The following is a 20,544-nucleotide window of genomic DNA, read 5'->3' as shown; positions in this document are numbered from 1 at the left end:
AAAATGGCATCAATAAAAATAAAACAACACGATATCAAGGATTGTGGAGCGGCTTGTTTAGCATCCATAGGCAATCACTATAAAGTAAATATTCCCATTGCCCGCATTCGTCAATACGCCAATACAGACAAGCGAGGTACTAACGTTTTGGGCATTATTGAAGCTGCTGAAAAAATGGGTTTCTCCGCCAAAGGTGTGAAAGGAGGTATTGATTCATTGGATAAAATTCCTTTGCCCTCCATAGCACATATAGTAGTCAAAGAACAATTGCATCATTACGTAGTGATTTATGCTGTGAGTAAAGACAAAATTGAGGTAATGGATCCGGCTTTGGGCAAAATGAAAATCTATAACTATGACGACTTTCAAAAAGTATGGACAGGAGTGTTGATTTTATTTGCCAAAAATGATGATTTCAAAACCTACAATGATAAAGTGACTCCGTTGAAACGTTTTTGGGATTTGATACAACCCCATAAAAGTATCTTGGTTCAGGCATTAGTCGGCGCAATTGTTTTTACCATACTGGGATTGGCTATGTCTATTTATGTCCAGAAAATAACCGATTATGTTTTGGTTGACGGCAATCGCAACTTACTTAATCTGTTGAGTATTTCAATGGTTGGAATTATTTTACTGCAAGCTTACATAGGCTCAAAAAAGAGCATTTTTGTAATCAAGACCGGGCAATTAATTGATGCCAGATTAATACTGGGTTACTACAAACATTTACTTCAATTGCCACAGCGCTTTTTTGACACGATGCAAATAGGTGAAATCACTTCAAGAATCAATGATGCAGTGAAAATCCGTTCATTTATCAATGAAGTAGCGATTGAAATGATTGTCAATGTGTTTATTGTTATCTTTTCATTTACGCTAATGTTTACCTATTATTGGAAATTAGCTTTGGTAGTATTATTAGTAATTCCATTTTATGGTTTAATCTATTTTCTGTTAAACAAATTCAATAGAAAAGTAGAACGGAATATCATGGAAAACGCAGCCGATTTACAAACACAATTGGTTGAAAGTATTACCCATATCCGAACGGTTAAAGAATTCGGGATTGAAGAATTTTCTAACATTAAAACCGAAAACCGGTTTGTAAAACTTCTTTTCTCCATTTATAAATCAGGATTAAATGGTGTTTTTTCAGGAACTTCAACTCAGTTTTTGGCATCCATTTTCACACTAGTTTTATTATGGATTGGGTCAGGCTATGTGATTGACAGGGAAATCACACCTGGCGAATTGTTTTCTTTTTATGCTTTGATAGGATATTTTACTTCACCGGTTGCTTCTTTGGTAAGCATGAACAAAACGGCTCAAAATGCGCTTATTGCGGCTGACAGGTTATTTGAGATTATGGATTTAGAGCGTGAAGAGAATGAAAATACATTCGATTTAAAACCTGAAAATATTGGAGATATACGGTTTGAGAATGTAACGTTCAGATACGGTTCTAGGCAGGAAGTTTTTACCAATTTTAATGCAACATTCAAAAAGAATGAAACAACCGCCATAGTTGGCGAAAGTGGAAGCGGGAAAACCACTTTGATTTCACTTCTACAAAATTTATATCCTGTAAAAGAAGGAAAAATCTATATGGGTAACTATGATTTGCAATACATCAATTATCAAAGTTTAAGAAAATGCATTGGAGTAATTCCGCAAGAGCTGAACCTTTTTTCAGGAAATATAATCGAGAATATAGCTTTAGGTGATGCATTTCCAAATGTGCAACTGGTTGTTGATTTGTGCAACCAGTTGGGAATAACCGATTTTGTCGAGAAAATGCCCAATGGATTCAATACACAAGTAGGAGAAAATGGAGCAATGCTTTCAGGCGGACAAAAACAGCGCATTGCAATTGCCCGAGCTTTATATAAAAATCCAGAAATCTTGCTGATGGACGAGGCAACTTCTTCACTTGATACACAATCTGAAAAATTAGTTCAGAAAGTAATAAATGATTTCAAAGCACAGGGTAAAACGGTTATCGTTATTGCGCATCGGTTAAGTACAATTGCTAATGCAGATACTATATTGGTAATGGAAAACGGAACTATCGTAGAACAAGGCAATCACTCAATGCTATTGTCTCAAGAAGGAAAATATTCTGAACTATGGAGTAAACAAAGTTTGGTTTAAATATTTTCATCCCCGGACTATTTGCTTAGAAATGCTTATGTATATAACATTCACAAAATTAAATGAGTTATTACATATGAAATTTTTACCCATTTTATTGTTTGGCATCCTATTGATAGGCTTGCCAGATACCTTGTAAAAAATAACATTCTCAGATATAATGATATACTTGGAATTTTAGCGATGGTAACTGGAATAGGAATAAGCCTGTTTTACTATTTACAATAAGTAACAATGTTCTATTTTCCGCTGAAAAATCTTATTTTAGCAAGAAATAATAGTTCCATGCAGCACTACTGCGCCAAGCTGTGGAACGTTATAGGGCATTTTAAAAGAAACATATTGAAGAAAATAGCAAACAAATTATTTGGAATTACATTACTTCTGTTCGCTTCATGTGGACAAGGACAAATAAAAACACCTGAAAAAGCAATGACAAAATTTGAAGAATTTAAAAGCAAAGAAAAATTCTTGGAAGACCCTAAAATATTTTATCCTGGAATTGCTGACCCAAAACTTAAACCTATTTTAACCGAAAAGTTAAATCTTGTGGTTGACGATTTTAAAAAAATAGCAGAAACTGGAAAGGCAACTGACGAAGATTATCAAAATGCAATTAAAAATGGACTTAACAGATTTTCAGATGTATATATGAATCTTGACACAGAAGACCGCGAAAGAGTTTGTGAATATTTTGAAGAAATAATGGATATCGTTGGACTTGAAAGTTCTGGCGGACATTTGAATAATTTTATGTATGGATTTGATCCGACAAAAAAACAATAGCTAAAAAAGCGCTCTATAACACACGCTACAAGCAAGCTGGGTATTTGGCTTAATTTAAAAATGGGCTTGTATTTGAAAAATTAGTTTTTAATCGAAAGTTTAGCCTTTCTTAATCTCAACCTACGTTTAGCGCGGAACGTTATAAGGCATTTTAAAAACTTTATGATAACAACTTTAGTAAACATTGAAAAACTCATATTGACAATAAAAATCAATGACAGAGTTATTGACGGTTCTACGATATTGGACGAAAAGACAAAAGAAGCGTTTAAAAACTTGTCAAAATATACGAGAGATTCTTTAGAAAAAGAAACCAAAATGAATTCATATGGTCTAAAATGCTTAGAAAATGGGATTTTGACTTATTGGAATGAAAGTATAAATCCTGACACAGAAAAATTTTGGGCAGAATTAAAAAATAACGGAATTGACTACCAAAGAAAGGAACCATTAAGATTAGCCTTGAACAAAAACCGTTTCAGAAGAGTTGACCAAGGAATGGACGCAAGAAAGCACTGGACGGAATTGAAGAAACTCAAAGAAATTAATGAGAACTATACATCTAAAGAAATCGAGCAAATAGATAATATTATCAAAGAGGATGAGAAAAGAAGACTTGATATTTTAAAAAAATGTTTGGCAAAAAATGAAATTCCTCAAACCCAATACTTGAAATTTGGAGAATGCATGACGTATATGGGCAATTGTGACCTTTGGGAAAAGAATTTTAGCAAAGAAGAAGTTGAAGAACTTTATCTCATTTGGAAAAATTTTAAAAGTAAATAATATCCGAACAAAGAAAAACGCCATACAACAGCAATTTCTCAAAATTAAACGCATCACAATTATCATTGCAATGATTCTATTATTCAATTGCAATGGCATTGCAATAATGAAAAACTGGTTGCAACCAGTTGAAAAATCCAGTTGCAATTATTCCATTAAACTAAGTAAGAAAGCTAAAAAATAAAACAGTTAGCTTATCAAGCAATAATAAACCAGTTGCAACCAAATATAAAAACTGGTTGCTCTTATTTGGTTGCAGAAGTTGTTAAAGCCGATATATGATTACTTAGTTTGTAGTCTTGAATTGTAACACTTAGCAGTTATAGTGAAAAATGTGTTGATTTTGTTGATTTGTTGACAATAGTCTGTAATCGCCTGTATTTATTGGCTTTAAACTTCAACCAACCGTCAACAAACTGTCAACAAAAAAAGTAAAGTAAAACTATAAATTTGATTTGTTGACGCAAAGTTGATAGGCTGTTGACATGTAAAGCATTGTATTTATTGACTTTTTGCTCATTTGTCAACAAATCAACAGTTTTTAATAAATTGACTCCTTTTGAATGTATAGAATCTTCCCTTTCTACTTTCAGTATAAACACCCCATTTGTCCTGGTTCATTGTGGATAAATCCAGACTATAAAAATTGTAGCTGCTGTTTTTGGGTTCTAGTTTAAAATTCTCTGTAATAATCTTTGATACATAACTCTTTCCTACCCTAATATTGGCAAGGTTTAATTGGTCGTGTAAATCCTTTGTCGTGTAATACAATTCATCTAATTCAAGTGTATGGAATTGTTCAATTATGAATTCCTCAATCTCTTTTTCAATTGTACTTCTGTTTCCTTTGATTAAAACATCTAAGGCTTTGGTATAAATCAACTCTTTAGAAAACCACATTCTGGTTGTCCTTGGAGCTTTTACTTCCCTATGCGTTAGATAATAAGTAAAAGCTGAAATCTCGTTTCTCATTTGCTTTAACAAGTCCGGGTTTTCTTGTGTAAAAGGATTAACCTTAATTACCCAATACCTGATTTCCAAATCATCAATCTTGATAAAGTTTTCTTCGTTATTGGAACACAGGATAAACTTGCCAAAAAACTCGATTTCGGCTTTATCTACTCCTTTTCCTTCCAACTTGTAATGATTAGACGTTGAAAGATTTTTAATGCGCTCACTGTCCTCTTTCTTATCCAATAATACTTCATCAACCGCCACAATCAATTTCCCTGCCCAATCAGAATTAAAACGACTCCTGAAGTCTTCGTTCTTATTGATTGTCATATTACCTTCAAAGATTAGCTTTAAGAATTTCAGGAAAGTACTTTTCCCTGTATTTCGCTCCACACTTACCAAACACAATATCGGTAAGATTTGACTGGGATATTTTCAAAGGATAGTTAAGTAGTCTAACCCTAATTCATATTGCTCTCCGAAAATATGCTGCAAAAAGAATTTAATATTCTCCCAACTGCCTTTTTCATTAATAGAATATGAAGGCGGTTCATACTTATTGTAAAAGTTATTGATCTCTCTTTGGTAATTGATGTGGGAAGGAAACGTACAAAAGGTTTCATACTTCTTAATCTGCTGTATGCTTTCTTTTCCAAAATCATCAATAATGGTTGCTTTATTCCATTTTATCAATGATTTCATATTATCACCACTCATTAATGGACACAGTACTTCCTTGAAATACTCGGTTCCGACACGGATATACTCTTTCATATTTCAAAAATTATGGTTGCCATTTTTGAGTTGTCAAAGTTATCGGCGTGTTTACTTTTCTTGATTTTGATTAAAACACCGTGTAATTCGGTATCTGCCAATAAAACCCCATTGATGTTATTTGATAACAATTTAAAAATTATGATTATCATAGCCTTTTATCAGTTGCTCAATTAATTCACAGGATTCAATATGTTTTCCGGTTGCATGAACTAAAACATTATCTCTGTTATAATCCAGCCTTAATCGTGCAAAATCTCTTTTCATGGCATTCAAATGACTTAACGCATCTGAAATTAATATTTGATTATTCGTTTGCATAAGAAAGACTTTTAAAATTCACCAAACTGGTTTTTCTGATTCAATGATTTTAAAATCTCGCTTCTTTTGTAACGAACCTTATTCCCTATCCGGTACGCAGGAATAATATCTTTTTTTGTCCAATCCCATAAAGTGACCAAACTAACCGAAAGCAATTTTGCGGTTTCTTCTCGAGTAAGAAGTTGTTCTGATTGCTCATTTAATTGCAATAAGCTATCATTGCTTTTTAAAGCTAAAATAACGCCGTTAATGATTTCATTTTTGAATTCTGTGGCATCGATGTTTTCAAGTTGAACTACATTTTTCATTTGTTATAAATTTTAAATTATAGTGCAAACTTAATTTCGCTTAATGCCGAGGGCTACTCCTAACTATTCCCCTGCTTAATCTCATTTAATATTGACTTAACCTTTTCAGCGTGCTTGTGTGAAGTGTATTTAAAGTTGTTTTCTTTATTATCAGGATTTAAAACCCTAACATTACCACTTATGGCTCTATTAGTGTTTTTATCGCTTGGGTCTTTCAATTGAATAATTGCAATGATTTTTGCCAAACTGGTTGGTGATAGGTTTTTGATTTTCTCCAATTCAAAAAAACCGACTTCATTAAGTAAGGCTATTGCAATGGGTAACGAATAGGTTTTATTTGTAGTTTCTTCAATTTCTTCAAAATAACCATCTAATCCAGTTTCAACTGTATAATGATTTGGATTTAACCTTCTGTTTAATTCAATATAAATTGGTGTTTCATCAATCTCCATTCCTTTATATTCTTTAATTTCAAATCTGGAAAAATCATTTGAATTATAAAACAGATAAAACAAACTATTATTTATGCTAAGTAAACGACAAACTTCTTCAATTGCCGAAATAATTGCAATTTCCATCAATAGTTTTTTGATTGTATATCCAGAAGGCAACTCAACTGGTTGAATCGCATTAAAACCAGTTTTTATTTCATTTGAAAAGATTAGATTGATATAGTCTTCACCATAAAGTTTAAATCTTGCTTCAAACAATTGCAATAGATTTTTAAGAGCAGGATTATTATTGACTTCAAATTTTGAAGGAGTGTTATTATATAAAAATTGATTCAATTCATTATGAACAAGATTTACATTTCTCTTTTTGGCTTTTTCTGCAATAAGATGATGTTTTATTAATTTCTCAATTTTTAAATAGTAACTGTTATAAATAGAATCGTACTCTTGTTGGTAGTTCATAGAAGATATTGGGATTAGTAAGTTTGTATTTTAGTCTTGAACAAAAAATGAATCCTTTTATTGTTTGACAGTTTGAGAACAAAAATCAATCCAATTTACTGTTTGATTGAATTTATCATTGCCGGACAATATTTATAAAAGAATTTAAAAAACTAAGATGTTTTTTTTGAGATTGGGACAAACGTCGGACAAAGTAGAAATAAAAAAACCGTAAACTCTTATTTCTAAGTTGTTTACGGTTTACCGTTGCGGAGAAAGAGGGATTCGAACCCCCGGACCTGTTACAGTCAACAGTTTTCAAGACTGCCGCATTCGACCACTCTGCCATTTCTCCAGTAAGACTCGCTCTACTTCCGTATTGCGAGTGCAAATATAGCACTGTTTTTTATTTCTGCAAGCGTTTTGGAAAGAAAAAAACGAAATATTTACAACTTATTTTTTAACTGTTTCATTTCGTTTAGTTTACATCCGAAACTTTTTTAATAAGTAACGTACTCTACGATCTCCAATCCGTATCCAATCATACCTACGCGCTTTCCGACTTCGGTATTCGACACCAATCGGATTTTGGAAATATCCAGATCATGTAAGATTTGTGCCCCGATTCCGTAATCTTTACTGTCAATTACAATCTTCGGTGCTTTCATTTCGCCTTGCTGCTGTAATTCTTTCAATTCGGCAATACGGTTCAGTAAACTTACTGATTGCATGTCCTGATTCACAAAAATCACGGCTCCCTGCCCTTGTTCGTTAATCACCCGGAACATATCATCCAATTGCTTATCAGCATTATTTGTCAATGTTCCCAACAAATCGTTATTTACCTGCGAAGAATTGATACGCGTTAACACAGGCTCTCCCGTATTCCAGGTTCCTTTCGTTAAAGCTATGTGGATTTGTTTATTTGTTGTTTGCTCATAGGCACGCATTCTGAATGTTCCAAAACGTGTTTGTATGTCAAAATCTTCTTTTTTCACAATCAGACTGTCGTGTTGCATTCTGTATGCCACTAAAGCTTCGATTGAAACCAGTTTCAGATCAAATCTCTTCGCTACTTCAACCAATTGCGGTAAACGGGCCATTGTTCCGTCTTCGTTCATGATTTCAACGATAACACCGGCCGGTTTAAATCCAGCCAAACGTGCAAAATCAATAGCAGCTTCTGTGTGGCCTGTACGGCGTAAAACACCACCTTGTTTTGCAATCAACGGGAAAATATGCCCGGGACGTGCTAAATCAAAAGGTTTAGTATCAGGATTAATCAACGCCTGAACAGTTTTGGCCCTGTCCGAAGCCGAAATTCCGGTCGTAACACCATGTCCTTTCAAATCAACCGAAACCGTGAAAGCAGTTTCCATATGATCTGTATTATTGGTTACCATCGCTCTTAATCCTAATTCCTTACAACGGCTTTCGGTTAAGGGTGTACAAATCAATCCACGGCCATGAGTTGCCATAAAATTGATCATTTCGGGTGTTACTTTTTCTGCTGCTGCAAGGAAATCTCCTTCATTTTCGCGGTCTTCATCATCTACTACTATAATTACTTTTCCTTGACGGATATCTTCTATAGCTTCTTCAATTGTGTTGAGTTTAATGGTTTCAGTGGCCATCTTCTTGTGTATTGTTGTTGTTATTGTTTAATATTCTAGTAAAGAATTCATAAATTCTTCTGAAAGGTTCGGTAATGAAATCAAAATTCACGTCACCGTTATCATTAATTGCTTTTTTGGTCAGATAAATAGCCAACGGAGTCAGCACGATTGATGACAGCCAAGCTCCCATAAAAGGTGAAATACCCGATTCCTGTGCAAACTTCTTACCGAAAGTATTCAGGAAGTGGAACGTGATAAAAATGAGCATTGCAAAAACAATAGGCAATCCCAGCCCTCCTTTACGGATAATTGCTCCTAATGGTGCACCAATGAAAAACATAAAGATACAGGCATAAGCGATTACAAATTTTTCATAAATCGAGTGCCAGTGGCTGTTAATGTCTTTTCTTTTGGATTGAAATGTAGACTCATTCATTTCAAGATTTTGCTTCGAACTTACCGCATCACTTGAAGCAACTTCGAGCACTCTCAACTTATCCTGGCTCTTAAGAAAACTTGTCAATTCAGGAGTTTTTGGAGTTTTAGGCTTAATGGAATCTACCTGGTAATAATTAGTTACTCCCAATCGCTGGTAAACGTTATCGGCTACAGAAACCACCTCTTTATTATAATCAGTTGTCAATGAATCGACCGTATAACGCAATTCACTGATTTTAAGCATTGTATTTGTATTAGTGATTTCATCATCAGCTCCCTGCGATGTATTCAGTTTGGATAAATCAATATTGATGTTGTATTTCTTGAAAAAAACTTTGGCAAAAGGCATTTTATCCCTTTCCTTATAATCTTTCGGAGTGATGTCTTCGTAGTAATATCCGTCCATTAAAACCAATTGGAGTAAATTCGAATCTTCACTGCTGATCAAATGTCCTTTTTTGGATTTGATAACCGTTTTGGCACCTTCTCCCAAATTAGATTTTTTGTGAATGGTCACTCCGGTCAGGATTTCGCCTTTTTCTCCTGATTTTTTATCAACTTTAATATTAATACTTCCGATATCACTGAATTGTCCTTCGGCAATAGCCAAAGCAGGTTTAACCTGAGCGATATTTTTCCGGAAATTAATGAATTTATATTCGGCGTAAGGAATCACATTATTAGCAAAGAAAAAAGAGCACAAACTCAACAATACGATAAAAACACCCAATGAACGTAATGTCCGTTGAAAAGAAATACCTGCCGATTTCATTGCGGCAAATTCATAATTCTCGGCTAAATCACCAAAAGTCATGATGGAAGAAAGAAGTACAGTCAAAGGCAATACCAATGGCACCAACTTTGGCGAAGCAAAAAGCAAAAACTTAAAAACCATGATCAGGTCTAAGTCCTTACCCGCTAATTCGGAAATGAACAACCAAACGGTTTGTAGTATGAATATAAAAAACAAGATTACAAATACCGAAGTAAATGTAATCAGGTATGTTTTTAACAGATAACGGTCAAGAATTTTCATTCATCAAAATTAATCCAAATTATTGATGTAGTAATTAGGATATTTAGCTTTAACAAAGGTAAAATGATTTTTAGGTAACGCAACATTAGTTTTAAAAGAATTAACAGTCAACGTTACTTTGGTACCATTTTTACCCACAGTGATGGTATTATAAATTGTGTTTGAGGCAACATCAACCCCAACAAGAATTTGTTTACGGTCGTCTTTTGAACTGATAGGCGTTAATTTTACGTATTGTATTTTTTTACCTTTTACCGTTTGCGTAATATCCCATGCGTACTTAAACCCTTTACTGAAGAAAGTCAGCATTTTTGCAGGCGTATCATTATCATCTTCCCCTTTCCCGACAGAAGCGACTGTTACTTCCTCATCTTCTTTTGAAATGGTATATGTTTTTTTTCCGTCACACATTTTGGTAACTCCCATGAAATTCAAAATATATTGATTTCCGCTAAGTGTAACATTTCCTTTACTGTCCTGGTTAATATTTTCTTTTGTATTTTGCAGGTTGTATTTAAAATCAAGTTGGATATTTTTATACGTCTTCACTTTTGCCGATACTTTATCCAATAAAGCTTTTGCCTTATCGGCATTTTGGGCCTGCATGGAAAAACCTACCAAAAGTAGTAGTAACCCGATTACTTTACTTACAGATTGATTATTTAATCTAAATACTTTCATTTTAACTGTTATTTTTTTCATTTGTAAAAAACTGCTCAAGAGAAACTAAATCAGGAATATTAACCGAACGTGCTTTACTCCCTTCAAAAGGACCTACAATTCCGGCTGCTTCCAATTGATCAATTAGACGCCCGGCTCTGTTATAACCCAATTTCAGTTTGCGCTGAATCAATGAAGCCGAACCTTGTTGTGCTGTTACAATCACTTCGGCAGCTTCCCTGAATAATGTATCTCTTTCCGAAATATCTATATCAAGACTTATGCCACTGTCTTCTCCGACGAATTCAGGCAACATATAAGCGTTCGGATATGCTTTTTGTGAACCGATAAACTCTGTTATTTTTTCTACTTCCGGCGTATCAACAAAGGCACACTGTACACGCACCAGATCATTTCCATTTGAGAAAAGTAAATCCCCACGCCCGATTAACTGATCGGCACCTCCGGAATCCAAAATGGTTCTTGAATCAATTTTCGAAGTAACCCTGAATGCTATCCTTGCCGGGAAGTTAGCCTTAATCATACCCGTAATTACATTCACCGAAGGTCTTTGCGTAGCGATAATCAAATGAATACCGATAGCACGGGCTAACTGGGCCAAACGCGCGATAGGTGTTTCTACCTCTTTACCGGCTGTCATGATCAAATCGGCAAACTCGTCAACTACCAAAACAATGTAAGGCAAGAAACGGTGACCGTTTTCAGGATTCAGTTTACGCTGCTTGAATTTTTCGTTATACTCTTTAATATTACGCACCATGGCGTCTTTCAACAAAGAATAACGGTTATCCATTTCCACACACAATGAGTTCAGTGTGGTAATTACTTTAGAGTTATCGGTAATGATGGCATCTTCCGCATCAGGAAGTTTTGCCAGATAATGTCTTTCAATTTTATTAAAAAGAGTCAATTCCACTTTTTTTGGATCGACCAACACAAATTTTACTTCAGCCGGATGCTTTTTATACAATAACGACGTCAGTACAGCATTTAATCCAACCGATTTACCTTGTCCGGTTGCACCCGCCATCAATAAGTGCGGCATTTTGGCCAAATCGACCACAAACGTTTCATTTGAAATCGTTTTACCCAAAGCAATAGGCAATTCCATTTCCGCTTCCTGGAATTTAGCCGAAGCAATAACGCCTTTCATCGGAACCATAGTCGGGTTCTTATTAGGAACCTCAATACCGATTGTTCCTTTACCAGGCATCGGTGCTATAATACGGATACCCAATGCCGAAAGCGACAAAGCTATATCATCCTCTAGACTTTTGATTTTCGAAATACGGATACCTGCTTCCGGCACGATTTCGTATAGTGTTACCGATGGACCTACAGTTGCCTTGATTTGGGCAATATCGATCTTATAGTTACGAAGTGTTTCTACAATACGGTTTTTATTTTCTTCAAGTTCTTCCTGATTGATTGTGATTCCGCCTGTACCATAATCTTTTAATAAATCAATGGTTGGAAACCTGTAGTTTGACAATTCCAGAGTTGGATCAAACTCCCCGAAATGTGAAACCAGTTTAGCAGCAAGATTTTCTTCAATAATATCTTCCTCTTCCACTCTTTCGATAACCAATTCATCCGGGTGTGCTTTTTCTTCCTGAACAACAACTTCAGGTTTTTTATTTACTTCCAAAGACAATTCGGAAGCCGTGCCAATGGTTGGCTTTAAAGCTTCTTTATTGATTTCAAATTGTGAAGGTATATTAGGAACTGTTTTTAAGGTGATTTCACCAAGTTCTTCTTCCCCATCTTCAAAATCATTTTTATTTGGAGTTGTAAGCAATGAATCCTGACGGTCATCATTTTCTACAACTGCAAATTCTTCCAGATTATAAGCCGAAGATGGTGTTGAAACCGGTGTAGCCAAATCTTCACGGATTTCGTTTTTAGTTTTCTCTAATGCTCCTTTAATTTTATCAGGTGAAATTTTTACTTTAAAAATCAGATAAATCACAACACCGAAAAGTAAAGCCAGCAAGGTTCCTGTTTTCCCGATATAATCCTGGGAAAAGAGATTCATTTCAAATCCGATTACACCTCCCAATTCCGGTAATTGATTTCCGAAAAAACCAAACAGAATCGACAATATAATAACGGCAAAAACATCCCAGAACCAGGTTTTTCTCAATTTGGAAACAGTCATATCCAAAACCATATAGGCTCCGGTTAAAAGCAAAAGGCGCACAAAAAGGAATGATGCAATTCCAAATCCGCGGTAGATAAAAAAATCAGCTAAATAGGCTCCGAATTTACCTAACCAATTCTGTACTTCAGAATTACGGTCTGTAAAATCATTGAGCTCACTCTGGTCAAACTGACCGTTAACAAAATAAGACACAAAAGAAACAGCCAAGGCTATTCCAAGCAGAATAAGTAATATTCCGAAGGTAACACTTTGCTTTCTGTTTGGAACAAAACGGCTGAAAAAATTAGTTTCTTCAGGTTCAATAGCAGTTTCGGTAGTTTTCTTTGATTTGGCCATTTAAAAATGTAAGCTTTTAAAACAAAAATAATTATTAATAGCTATTAAACTATTTTTGGAATATAAATTATTGCTCCGATGGTAATGGCTGTCATGGCGGCAAAGAACACGGCACCGGCAGCAATATCTTTAATAAAACCGATACGTTCGTGATAATCAGGATGCACAAAGTCGGCAATTTTTTCAACAGCCGTATTCAATCCTTCAATACTTAACACCAAACCGAAAACCAATATTTGAAACATCCATTCAGTAGTTGAAATTTCAAAATAAAAACCGGCTATCGTCATAATTACAACCAACGAAGATTGAATCATGACACTATGTTCGGTCGTGATAAGCTTCAAAGCACCTTTGAAAGCATACACAACACTTTTCAATCTTCCGGTTAAAAGGGTTTCGTCTTTTTTAAATTCCATATTATAATGATGCTAAAGCTGCCTCGTAGTTAGGTTCATCAACAATTTCAGAAACTTGCTCCGTATATTTAACCACTCCGTTTTCATCCAAAACAATGACAACACGTGAATGCAATCCAGTCAACGGACCGTCAACAATAGTCAAGCCGTAATCATTTCCAAAAGAATTATTTCTGAAATCAGACAGATTAATTACATTTTCCAAACCTTCGGCGCCACAAAAACGGTTTTGCGCAAAAGGCAAATCACGGGAAACACACAACACTTTGGTGTTTTCCAGACTACTTGCTTTTTCATTGAATTTACGGACAGATGTCGCACATGTTCCTGTATCAATACTTGGAAAAACGTTTAACACCACTCTGCTTCCTTTAAAGTCAGTCAATGTTTTTACTGATAAATCAGTTCCTATCAACGAAAAATCTTTTGCCTGTGATCCAACTTGCGGCAAAGTACCAGTTGTATTTATTGTATTTCCTTTTAATGTTATTTGAGCCATTGTTTCTATTTTTTTAATTGCATCCAAAAGTACAGAAAAAAACCGATAATTTGTCCCAGAACTTAACAAAGAAATAACATGCCTTTCAGAATCGGATCCCATAATTCAGCTTGTATTTTTTACAATTTCAAAAAACAGAACTGACACAAAAAAACACGGAATTCAAAGGCTATAACCACTTATTTATAAATGCTTTATGATTTTTGTAAGATAATTTTTGGTAACTTTATAGTAACTTAAAATTAAAGACTTATGAAAGCATTAACGATTATCATCAGGGTATTGCTGGGAGCTTTATTCATTTGGGCCTCATTAGCATTTTTCCTGAAATTAGCACCTGAAACCGAAGCTGTAGGCGAATTTAAAGCCTTTAAAGCCGGGATTGTAGCCTCCCATTACATCATGCCACTCGCTAAAGGAATTGAACTTTTATGTGGAGTTGCATTCATAGCCGGTAAATATGTACCTCTCGCTAATCTGGTAGTATTACCTGTGACTGTTAATATTTTACTGATAAACTTAATGATGACTCCCGAAAACTTAGCAATTGGTTTATTTGTACTGTTTGCTAATTTATTTCTGATTTACAGCTATTGGAACCGATACAAAGGCATTGTTACTCCATAATAAAAAAGCTCTCAAATTTGAGAGCTTTTTTATTTATCAATAGAACCGAGAACCCTTTGCATAAAAGCATTCAACGCTTCTTTTTTATCTGTTCCTGCTTTCACCATTTTATTCACTTCCAAAGCACCGTACATATTTGAAATCAACTCACCAATAACATCCAGTTCCTCATCTTTTAAAGAAGGTATTTCAGTCAAAGCTTCAAGCACTTCAATGGTTTCTACAATATAATCCTGATCATTTTCTTCTATAAACTGAGTCAGGTGTTTGATCACTGGTAACTTCATGATTAAATAATTTCGTTAACCAATTCGGTTAAAACTTCAGCCTTATTCGTTTGTGTTTCATTCACCAGTTTTCCACCAACAAATGTTGCAAACGTAGGTAAATTGGAAACATTTGCCAGTTTTCTTGATTCTGGGGAATTTTCAGCATCAACGATTACAAATGTTATGCTTTCGTTTTCAGATGCCAGTTTTTTAAATTTCGGTTTCATAATACGGCAATTACCACACCATGAAGCCGAAAATTGTACTACAACTTTTTCATTGTCATTAACAACGTTTTGCAGCGTATCTTCATTTAATTCGTGTAACATACTCTTTTGTTTAAAAAAGAATTCCAAATCCCAACCATCCAAAGAAACACCCTTCAAATTGGAATTTGGAATTTCATTAGTATTGATTTCTTAGTTTTGGCTTAAATAAGCAGCTGTACTCAATCTGTCAGCATTCATAGCTTCTTTACCTTGTTCCCAGTTAGCAGGACAAACCTCACCTTTAGTCTGAACATGGGTATAAGCATCGATTAAGCGTAAATATTCACCAACATTTCTTCCTAATGGCATGTCATTTACGCTTTCGTGGAAAATTTTCCCTGTTTCATCGATTAAATAAGTAGCGCGGAAAGTTACATTAGAACCTTCAACTAAAATATCATTTGATTCTTCATCGTATACTTCTTGAGCATCTAAAATATCCAGTGCTTTAGATAGATTACGCGTAGTATCAGCTAATAAAGGATAAGTAACACCTTCGATACCACCATTATTTTTTGCAGTATTCAACCATGCAAAGTGCACTTCATTAGTATCACAAGATGCACCGATCACCACAGTATTTCTTTGTTCAAAATCAGGTAAAGCAGCTTGGAAAGCATGTAACTCTGTTGGACAAACAAAAGTAAAATCTTTTGGATACCAGAATAACAATACTTTTTTGTTGTTTTTTGTTGCTTCTTCCAAGATGTTGATTCTTAAATTATCTCCCATTTCAGAGATTGCATCAACGGTAATGTTAGGGAATTTTTTTCCTACTAATGCCATAGCTTTAATTTTTTAATTTTAAATTTTGGCAAATGTAGCTATTGCAATCAGTAATCATCCTACACTTTAAACTAAAAATATTATAAGACCATAGAATTCGCTTATACACTTATACTTCCCTTCATTTATTTGATTTATTAGCAAATAAAAAACCAAAAAAACAATATAGTATTCAAATAATTAACATTATTTATTAAATTTATTTATCCGTCAACAATTGGTATTTTTCTCTTATTTATTGATATGACAACGGTAAACAATCAATAAAACTATAATTTTTATCTATCAACAACAGGCTTAATCATAGATTTTTTAGAATAATTTTACTTGGACGAAATTTAATTAATCACAATAAATTATGGAAAACTACTCAGATTCAAATCACAACCACAACTCTGGTAACGGAGAAAGTAAATGTCCCTTTCATAATGGACAGATGAAACAAACTGCCGGAACAGGTTCCTCAAATAAAGATTGGTGGCCAAACCGTTTAAACCTTGACATACTAAGACAACATTCTTCTTTGTCTGACCCAATGGATAAAGGCTTTAATTATGCTGACGAATTTAAAAAACTGGATTTAGCAGCGGTTAAAAAGGATATTTTCGAATTAATGACAACATCCCAAGATTGGTGGCCGGCAGATTATGGTCACTATGGACCATTGTTTATACGGATGGCCTGGCATAGTGCTGGCACTTATCGCACTTCGGATGGACGTGGAGGTGCCAGCACAGGTAATCAACGATTTGCTCCGGTAAACAGCTGGCCTGACAATGGTAATTTAGATAAAGCCCGATTTTTACTTTGGCCTGTAAAACAAAAATACGGAAACAAACTCTCTTGGGCCGACTTGATGATACTTGCTGGTAACTGTGCACTGGAATCAATGGGGTTTAAAACATTTGGTTTTGCGGGTGGACGCGAAGACATTTGGGAGCCGGAACAAGATATAAACTGGGGCACCGAGAGAGAATGGCTAGGTGATAACCGATATAAAGGAGACAGAGAATTAGATAATCCGTTAGCCGCAGTACAAATGGGGTTGATATATGTAAATCCCGAAGGTCCTAATGGTAATCCTGACCCAATAGCATCAGCCCTCGATATCAGGGAAACTTTTGCAAGAATGGCCATGAATGATGAAGAAACCGTAGCTTTAGTAGCTGGTGGACACACGTTTGGCAAAGCACACGGGGCCGGTGATGCTGCCTTAGTTGGAGTAAATCCGGAAGGTTCAAGTATTGAAGAGATGGGAATGGGTTGGAAAAATGCTTTTGGATCCGGCAAAGGAGGCGATGCCATTACCAGCGGGATTGAAGGTGCATGGAAACCAAAGCCTACAACTTGGGACAATGGTTATTTTGAAACACTTTTCAAATATGACTGGAAGCTAACCAAAAGTCCGGCTGGAGCACATCAATGGGTTCCAAGCGACCCTTCAGCATCAACACTAGTAGAGGATGCCCACGACCCGGCTAAACGTCATGCACCAATGATGACAACAGCAGATTTAGGCTTAAAAAAGGATCCTATATATGAACAGATCTCAAGAGATTATTATGAAAACTTTGACAAATTTGCAGATGCATTCGCCAGGGCTTGGTACAAATTAACCCATCGTGACATGGGACCTGCTGCCCGTTATCTTGGTTCTGAAGTACCAAGTGAAGTTTTAATCTGGCAAGATCCGATTCCTGCTGGAAATAAAAATTTAAATCCTGATGATATCGAATCATTAAAATCAAAAATCTTAAATTCAGGATTATCAGTCTCTCAATTGGTTTCTACCGCCTGGGCTTCTGCTTCAACATTTAGAAACAGCGACAAACGTGGTGGCGCCAATGGATCCCGAATCCGTTTCGAACCTCAAATCAATTGGGAAGCAAACAATCCGTCACAATTAAAATCAGTACTGTCAACTCTCGAAAATATTCAAAAAGATTTCAACGCTTCCGGCAAAACAGTATCATTAGCTGATTTAATTGTATTAGGAGGTTCAGCAGCAATCGAAAAAGCCGCAAATAACACAAAAGTACCTTTCACACCCGGAAGAGGTGATGCAACTTTGGAACAAACAGATCAGCAATCTTTCGCTGTTTTAGAGCCGAAAGCCGACGGTTTTAGAAATTATAAAAATGCAACTTCTAATCAAATAACGGAAGAAATGTTGATAGACAAAGCTCAATTATTATCATTAACAGCTCCGGAAATGACTGTTTTAATAGGTGGTTTAAGAGTATTAGGTATTAATTATGATGGTTCAAAACATGGTGTATTCACAAAAACAGAAGGTCAGTTGACTAATGATTTCTTTGTTAATTTATTAGATTTAGGAACTATATGGAAAGCTACTAATGATTCAGGTGAATTATTTGTTGGCTCTGATCGAATTTCAGGAGTTCAAAAATGGACAGCAACCCGTGCTGATCTGATTTTTGGTTCCAACTCCGAATTACGGGCCATAGCAGAAATTTATGCTTCTAGTGATTCTAAGGAAAAATTCACCAGAGACTTCATTGCTGCCTGGAATAAAGTCATGAATCTTGACCGATTCGATTTAACATAAAATAAATAATAAATTTTATTTAAAGGCGACCACAAAAGGTCGCCTTTTTCCTTTAATTTATCAACATATCCCCTAATTACCAATTGGTTTTATATATTTGTTGGCTTTTAACAAACAAACCAAACAAATTATATGTCATTTTCAAATTTATTTAGAAAAAAAACACTTGCATCCATATTACAACAAGGCGGGGATGGGGAACACTCCGGATTGAACAAAGTACTCACAGTAAAAGATTTAACTTTTTTCGGAATAGCAGCTATCCTTGGTGCCGGAAGTTTCAGCAGTTTGGGAAGCGCCGTTTTCAGCGGAGGTCCGGGCGTTGTATTTCTTTTTATCATTGTGGCTATTGCCTGTGGCTTTACTGCCATGTGTTATTCAGAATTTGCCAGTAGAATACCTGTATCGGGAAGTGCTTACACTTATGCTTATGCCAGCTTTGGGGAAGTTTTTGCATGGTTAATTGGCTGGGCGTTATTAATGGAATACTCTATCGGTAATATTTATGTAGCATTCAGTTGGAGTGACTATTTCACCTCTTTATTAGATCAATGTGGCGTACATCTGCCCGAATTCTTATCAACCAGTTATCAGGAAGCTAAACATGCAACGCAAGGAGAATCCTTCATCGCATGGAACAACGCACCAATCATTGGAGGATTAAAAATAATCTTCGATTTACCGGCTTTATTAATCAATATCGGAATTACTTTTCTGGTTTACAAAGGAGTTAAAGAAAGTAAGAATTTCAGTAATGTGATGGTTCTTATCAAAATGCTTGTTGTATTAATGGTAATTGTTGTTGGAGGCTATTTTATATTTTCAAACGATTTGACCCACAATTGGACACCTGTAAATACAGAAGGTGTTAAGAGTTTTATGCCAAATGGTTTCAAAGGTGTTATGATGGCTGTAAGCGGTGTATTCTTTGCATACATTGGTTTTGACGCTGTATCAGTTTTAGCGGAAGAAAGTAAAAACCCTCAAAAAGACTTACCGAGAGGAATGATTTATTCCCTTGTCATCTGTACAATCGTATATATTTTATTAGCACTTGTTTTAACCGGCGCTGCTGATTATAAATTATTTGAAGGTGTAGGAGATCCATTGGCATTTATCTTCGAAAAAGCACAGTTAAATTCACCTGTAATGCATTTCTTAATTGCAATTTGTGCAGTAGTTGCCATGACAAGTGTAATGCTTGTTTTCCAGATGGGACAACCACGTATCTGGATGAGTATGAGTAGAGATGGTTTATTGCCAAAAAAATTCGAACAAATTCACCCTAAATACAAAACTCCCGGATTTTCAACGATCCTGACCGGATTAGTTGTGGGTATTCCGATTTTCTTTACCGATAAAACTTTCGTATTAGACTTTACAAGTATTGGAACTTTGTTTGCATTTATTCTGGTTTGCGGTGGAGTTATGTTAATTCCGAGAAGACAAAAAGAAAAAGGAAAATTCCATTTACCTTACATTAATTCCAAATTTGTTTATCCTGTTTTATTGATTGCATCATTGACGATTGTCCACTTAAATTTCCCGACTTATTTCAGTGAGATTTTCGACTTTTCAGATTCATCAAAAATTGCTGTAAATATTCCGTTGATTGTTTTTTATTCATTAGCAATCATCATGGCATTTATTGCATTTATCAAGGATTTATCATTAATCCCATTATTGGGTTTAATATCGTGTAGCTATTTACTAACAGGAATGACTGTTACTAACTGGACATGGTTTGGATGCTGGTTAGTAATAGGTTTCGTTGTTTACATGCTTTACGGATTCAACAACAGTAAGCTGAACAAGTCTAAATTAAAAGCAACTATAGAAGATTAAAAATACAATCCCGGTCA

General features: G+C 35.1%; 20 protein-coding genes and 1 tRNA gene. 6 read left to right on the top strand and 15 right to left on the bottom strand.

Features of this window, described 5'->3' with window-relative positions; translation table 11 throughout:
• Positions 1 to 3: 3 nt before the first annotated feature.
• From NAT51_RS10070 to NAT51_RS10060, 3 genes are all read left to right on the top strand, one after another.
• Complete coding sequence (locus tag NAT51_RS10070) at positions 4 to 2,154, top strand: peptidase domain-containing ABC transporter (RefSeq protein ID WP_250598664.1); 2,151 nt, start codon at positions 4 to 6, stop codon at positions 2,152 to 2,154.
• Positions 2,155 to 2,496: 342 nt separating this feature from the next.
• Complete coding sequence (locus tag NAT51_RS10065; protein WP_250598662.1) at positions 2,497 to 2,940, top strand: DUF4844 domain-containing protein; 444 nt, start codon at positions 2,497 to 2,499, stop codon at positions 2,938 to 2,940.
• A 162-nt stretch (positions 2,941 to 3,102) separates the two neighbouring features.
• Positions 3,103 to 3,726: a hypothetical protein gene (locus NAT51_RS10060; protein WP_250598650.1), complete on the top strand. Its 624-nt coding sequence runs from the start codon at positions 3,103 to 3,105 to the stop codon at positions 3,724 to 3,726.
• Between the two features lie 531 nt (positions 3,727 to 4,257).
• Here NAT51_RS10060 and NAT51_RS10055 read toward each other — a convergent pair.
• The 12 genes from NAT51_RS10055 to tpx form a co-directional block, all read right to left on the bottom strand.
• Positions 4,258 to 5,073, bottom strand: coding sequence for a primase-helicase family protein (locus NAT51_RS10055; RefSeq protein WP_250598755.1), 816 nt, complete (start codon positions 5,071 to 5,073; stop codon positions 4,258 to 4,260).
• A 42-nt stretch (positions 5,074 to 5,115) separates the two neighbouring features.
• Entirely contained in the window at positions 5,116 to 5,454 is a 339-nt protein-coding gene (locus tag NAT51_RS10050) for a hypothetical protein (RefSeq protein WP_250598648.1), read from the bottom strand.
• 132 nt (positions 5,455 to 5,586) lie between these two features.
• On the bottom strand, positions 5,587 to 5,775 hold the full coding sequence (locus NAT51_RS10045; RefSeq protein ID WP_250598646.1) for a hypothetical protein: 189 nt from the start codon (positions 5,773 to 5,775) through the stop codon (positions 5,587 to 5,589).
• 11 nt (positions 5,776 to 5,786) lie between these two features.
• A complete protein-coding gene (locus NAT51_RS10040; RefSeq protein ID WP_250598644.1) occupies positions 5,787 to 6,083 on the bottom strand; it encodes a helix-turn-helix domain-containing protein in 297 nt (98 codons plus the stop codon).
• A gap of 59 nt (positions 6,084 to 6,142) precedes the next feature.
• On the bottom strand, positions 6,143 to 6,997 hold the full coding sequence (locus tag NAT51_RS10035; protein ID WP_250598642.1) for a hypothetical protein: 855 nt from the start codon (positions 6,995 to 6,997) through the stop codon (positions 6,143 to 6,145).
• 249 nt (positions 6,998 to 7,246) lie between these two features.
• A tRNA-Ser gene (locus NAT51_RS10030) sits at positions 7,247 to 7,331 on the bottom strand.
• Positions 7,332 to 7,476: 145 nt separating this feature from the next.
• The gene (ribB, locus tag NAT51_RS10025; RefSeq protein ID WP_250598640.1) at positions 7,477 to 8,610 is read right to left on the bottom strand and encodes a 3,4-dihydroxy-2-butanone-4-phosphate synthase; all 1,134 of its coding nucleotides are present in this window, start codon (positions 8,608 to 8,610) and stop codon (positions 7,477 to 7,479) included.
• A complete protein-coding gene (locus tag NAT51_RS10020; RefSeq protein ID WP_250598638.1) occupies positions 8,600 to 10,066 on the bottom strand; it encodes an LptF/LptG family permease in 1,467 nt (488 codons plus the stop codon). Before NAT51_RS10020 ends, ribB begins: the two co-directional genes overlap by 11 nt.
• A 9-nt stretch (positions 10,067 to 10,075) precedes the next feature.
• Complete coding sequence (locus NAT51_RS10015) at positions 10,076 to 10,747, bottom strand: LolA family protein (RefSeq protein WP_250598636.1); 672 nt, start codon at positions 10,745 to 10,747, stop codon at positions 10,076 to 10,078.
• A gap of 1 nt (position 10,748) precedes the next feature.
• A complete protein-coding gene (locus NAT51_RS10010; protein ID WP_250598634.1) occupies positions 10,749 to 13,244 on the bottom strand; it encodes a DNA translocase FtsK in 2,496 nt (831 codons plus the stop codon).
• Between the two features lie 44 nt (positions 13,245 to 13,288).
• Positions 13,289 to 13,663 (bottom strand): diacylglycerol kinase, encoded by a 375-nt coding sequence (locus NAT51_RS10005; RefSeq protein ID WP_250598632.1) that lies wholly within the window; start codon positions 13,661 to 13,663, stop codon positions 13,289 to 13,291.
• Position 13,664: 1 nt separating this feature from the next.
• Positions 13,665 to 14,162: a thiol peroxidase gene (gene tpx / locus NAT51_RS10000; protein WP_250598623.1), complete on the bottom strand. Its 498-nt coding sequence runs from the start codon at positions 14,160 to 14,162 to the stop codon at positions 13,665 to 13,667.
• Positions 14,163 to 14,414: 252 nt separating this feature from the next.
• On the opposite strand from tpx, the gene NAT51_RS09995 reads away from it, so the two are divergent.
• The gene (locus NAT51_RS09995) at positions 14,415 to 14,789 is read left to right on the top strand and encodes a DoxX family membrane protein (RefSeq protein ID WP_250598621.1); all 375 of its coding nucleotides are present in this window, start codon (positions 14,415 to 14,417) and stop codon (positions 14,787 to 14,789) included.
• Between the two features lie 29 nt (positions 14,790 to 14,818).
• Here the strand turns inward: NAT51_RS09995 and NAT51_RS09990 are convergent, their stop codons facing one another.
• The 3 genes from NAT51_RS09990 to NAT51_RS09980 form a co-directional block, all read right to left on the bottom strand.
• On the bottom strand, positions 14,819 to 15,076 hold the full coding sequence (locus NAT51_RS09990) for a DUF6952 family protein (protein WP_250598619.1): 258 nt from the start codon (positions 15,074 to 15,076) through the stop codon (positions 14,819 to 14,821).
• Between the two features lie 2 nt (positions 15,077 to 15,078).
• Positions 15,079 to 15,387: a thioredoxin family protein gene (locus NAT51_RS09985; RefSeq protein ID WP_250598617.1), complete on the bottom strand. Its 309-nt coding sequence runs from the start codon at positions 15,385 to 15,387 to the stop codon at positions 15,079 to 15,081.
• Positions 15,388 to 15,477: 90 nt separating this feature from the next.
• Positions 15,478 to 16,113 carry a peroxiredoxin gene (locus NAT51_RS09980; protein ID WP_250598615.1) on the bottom strand — a complete coding sequence of 212 codons (636 nt, stop codon included), beginning with the start codon at positions 16,111 to 16,113 and terminating at the stop codon, positions 15,478 to 15,480.
• Positions 16,114 to 16,471: 358 nt separating this feature from the next.
• On the opposite strand from NAT51_RS09980, the gene katG reads away from it, so the two are divergent.
• Both katG and NAT51_RS09970 read left to right on the top strand, forming a co-directional pair.
• A complete protein-coding gene (gene katG, locus NAT51_RS09975) occupies positions 16,472 to 18,682 on the top strand; it encodes a catalase/peroxidase HPI (protein WP_262921803.1) in 2,211 nt (736 codons plus the stop codon).
• 132 nt (positions 18,683 to 18,814) lie between these two features.
• A complete protein-coding gene (locus tag NAT51_RS09970) occupies positions 18,815 to 20,527 on the top strand; it encodes an APC family permease (RefSeq protein WP_250598613.1) in 1,713 nt (570 codons plus the stop codon).
• Positions 20,528 to 20,544: the final 17 nt, after the last annotated feature.

The sequence above is a fragment of the Flavobacterium amniphilum genome (assembly GCF_023634845.1).
In the GTDB taxonomy this organism is placed as follows: domain Bacteria; phylum Bacteroidota; class Bacteroidia; order Flavobacteriales; family Flavobacteriaceae; genus Flavobacterium; species Flavobacterium amniphilum.
This window is presented reverse-complemented; position numbering and strand designations above follow the sequence as displayed.

What these genes read in the sequence shown, in the direction of transcription:
- katG (WP_262921803.1), top strand. Translation starts at nt 16,472, where the DNA reads ATGGAAAACTACTCAGATTCAAATCACAACCACAACTCTGGTAACGGA.
- NAT51_RS10040 (WP_250598644.1), bottom strand. Translation starts at nt 6,083, where the DNA reads ATGAAAAATGTAGTTCAACTTGAAAACATCGATGCCACAGAATTCAAA.
- NAT51_RS09980 (WP_250598615.1), bottom strand. Translation starts at nt 16,113, where the DNA reads ATGGCATTAGTAGGAAAAAAATTCCCTAACATTACCGTTGATGCAATC.
- NAT51_RS10005 (WP_250598632.1), bottom strand. Translation starts at nt 13,663, where the DNA reads ATGGAATTTAAAAAAGACGAAACCCTTTTAACCGGAAGATTGAAAAGT.
- NAT51_RS10060 (WP_250598650.1), top strand. Translation starts at nt 3,103, where the DNA reads ATGATAACAACTTTAGTAAACATTGAAAAACTCATATTGACAATAAAA.
- NAT51_RS10015 (WP_250598636.1), bottom strand. Translation starts at nt 10,747, where the DNA reads ATGAAAGTATTTAGATTAAATAATCAATCTGTAAGTAAAGTAATCGGG.
- tpx (WP_250598623.1), bottom strand. Translation starts at nt 14,162, where the DNA reads ATGGCTCAAATAACATTAAAAGGAAATACAATAAATACAACTGGTACT.
- NAT51_RS10070 (WP_250598664.1), top strand. Translation starts at nt 4, where the DNA reads ATGGCATCAATAAAAATAAAACAACACGATATCAAGGATTGTGGAGCG.
- NAT51_RS10035 (WP_250598642.1), bottom strand. Translation starts at nt 6,997, where the DNA reads ATGAACTACCAACAAGAGTACGATTCTATTTATAACAGTTACTATTTA.
- NAT51_RS09995 (WP_250598621.1), top strand. Translation starts at nt 14,415, where the DNA reads ATGAAAGCATTAACGATTATCATCAGGGTATTGCTGGGAGCTTTATTC.
- NAT51_RS09985 (WP_250598617.1), bottom strand. Translation starts at nt 15,387, where the DNA reads ATGTTACACGAATTAAATGAAGATACGCTGCAAAACGTTGTTAATGAC.
- NAT51_RS10045 (WP_250598646.1), bottom strand. Translation starts at nt 5,775, where the DNA reads ATGCAAACGAATAATCAAATATTAATTTCAGATGCGTTAAGTCATTTG.
- NAT51_RS10050 (WP_250598648.1), bottom strand. Translation starts at nt 5,454, where the DNA reads ATGAAAGAGTATATCCGTGTCGGAACCGAGTATTTCAAGGAAGTACTG.
- NAT51_RS09970 (WP_250598613.1), top strand. Translation starts at nt 18,815, where the DNA reads ATGTCATTTTCAAATTTATTTAGAAAAAAAACACTTGCATCCATATTA.
- NAT51_RS09990 (WP_250598619.1), bottom strand. Translation starts at nt 15,076, where the DNA reads ATGAAGTTACCAGTGATCAAACACCTGACTCAGTTTATAGAAGAAAAT.
- ribB (WP_250598640.1), bottom strand. Translation starts at nt 8,610, where the DNA reads ATGGCCACTGAAACCATTAAACTCAACACAATTGAAGAAGCTATAGAA.
- NAT51_RS10010 (WP_250598634.1), bottom strand. Translation starts at nt 13,244, where the DNA reads ATGGCCAAATCAAAGAAAACTACCGAAACTGCTATTGAACCTGAAGAA.
- NAT51_RS10020 (WP_250598638.1), bottom strand. Translation starts at nt 10,066, where the DNA reads ATGAAAATTCTTGACCGTTATCTGTTAAAAACATACCTGATTACATTT.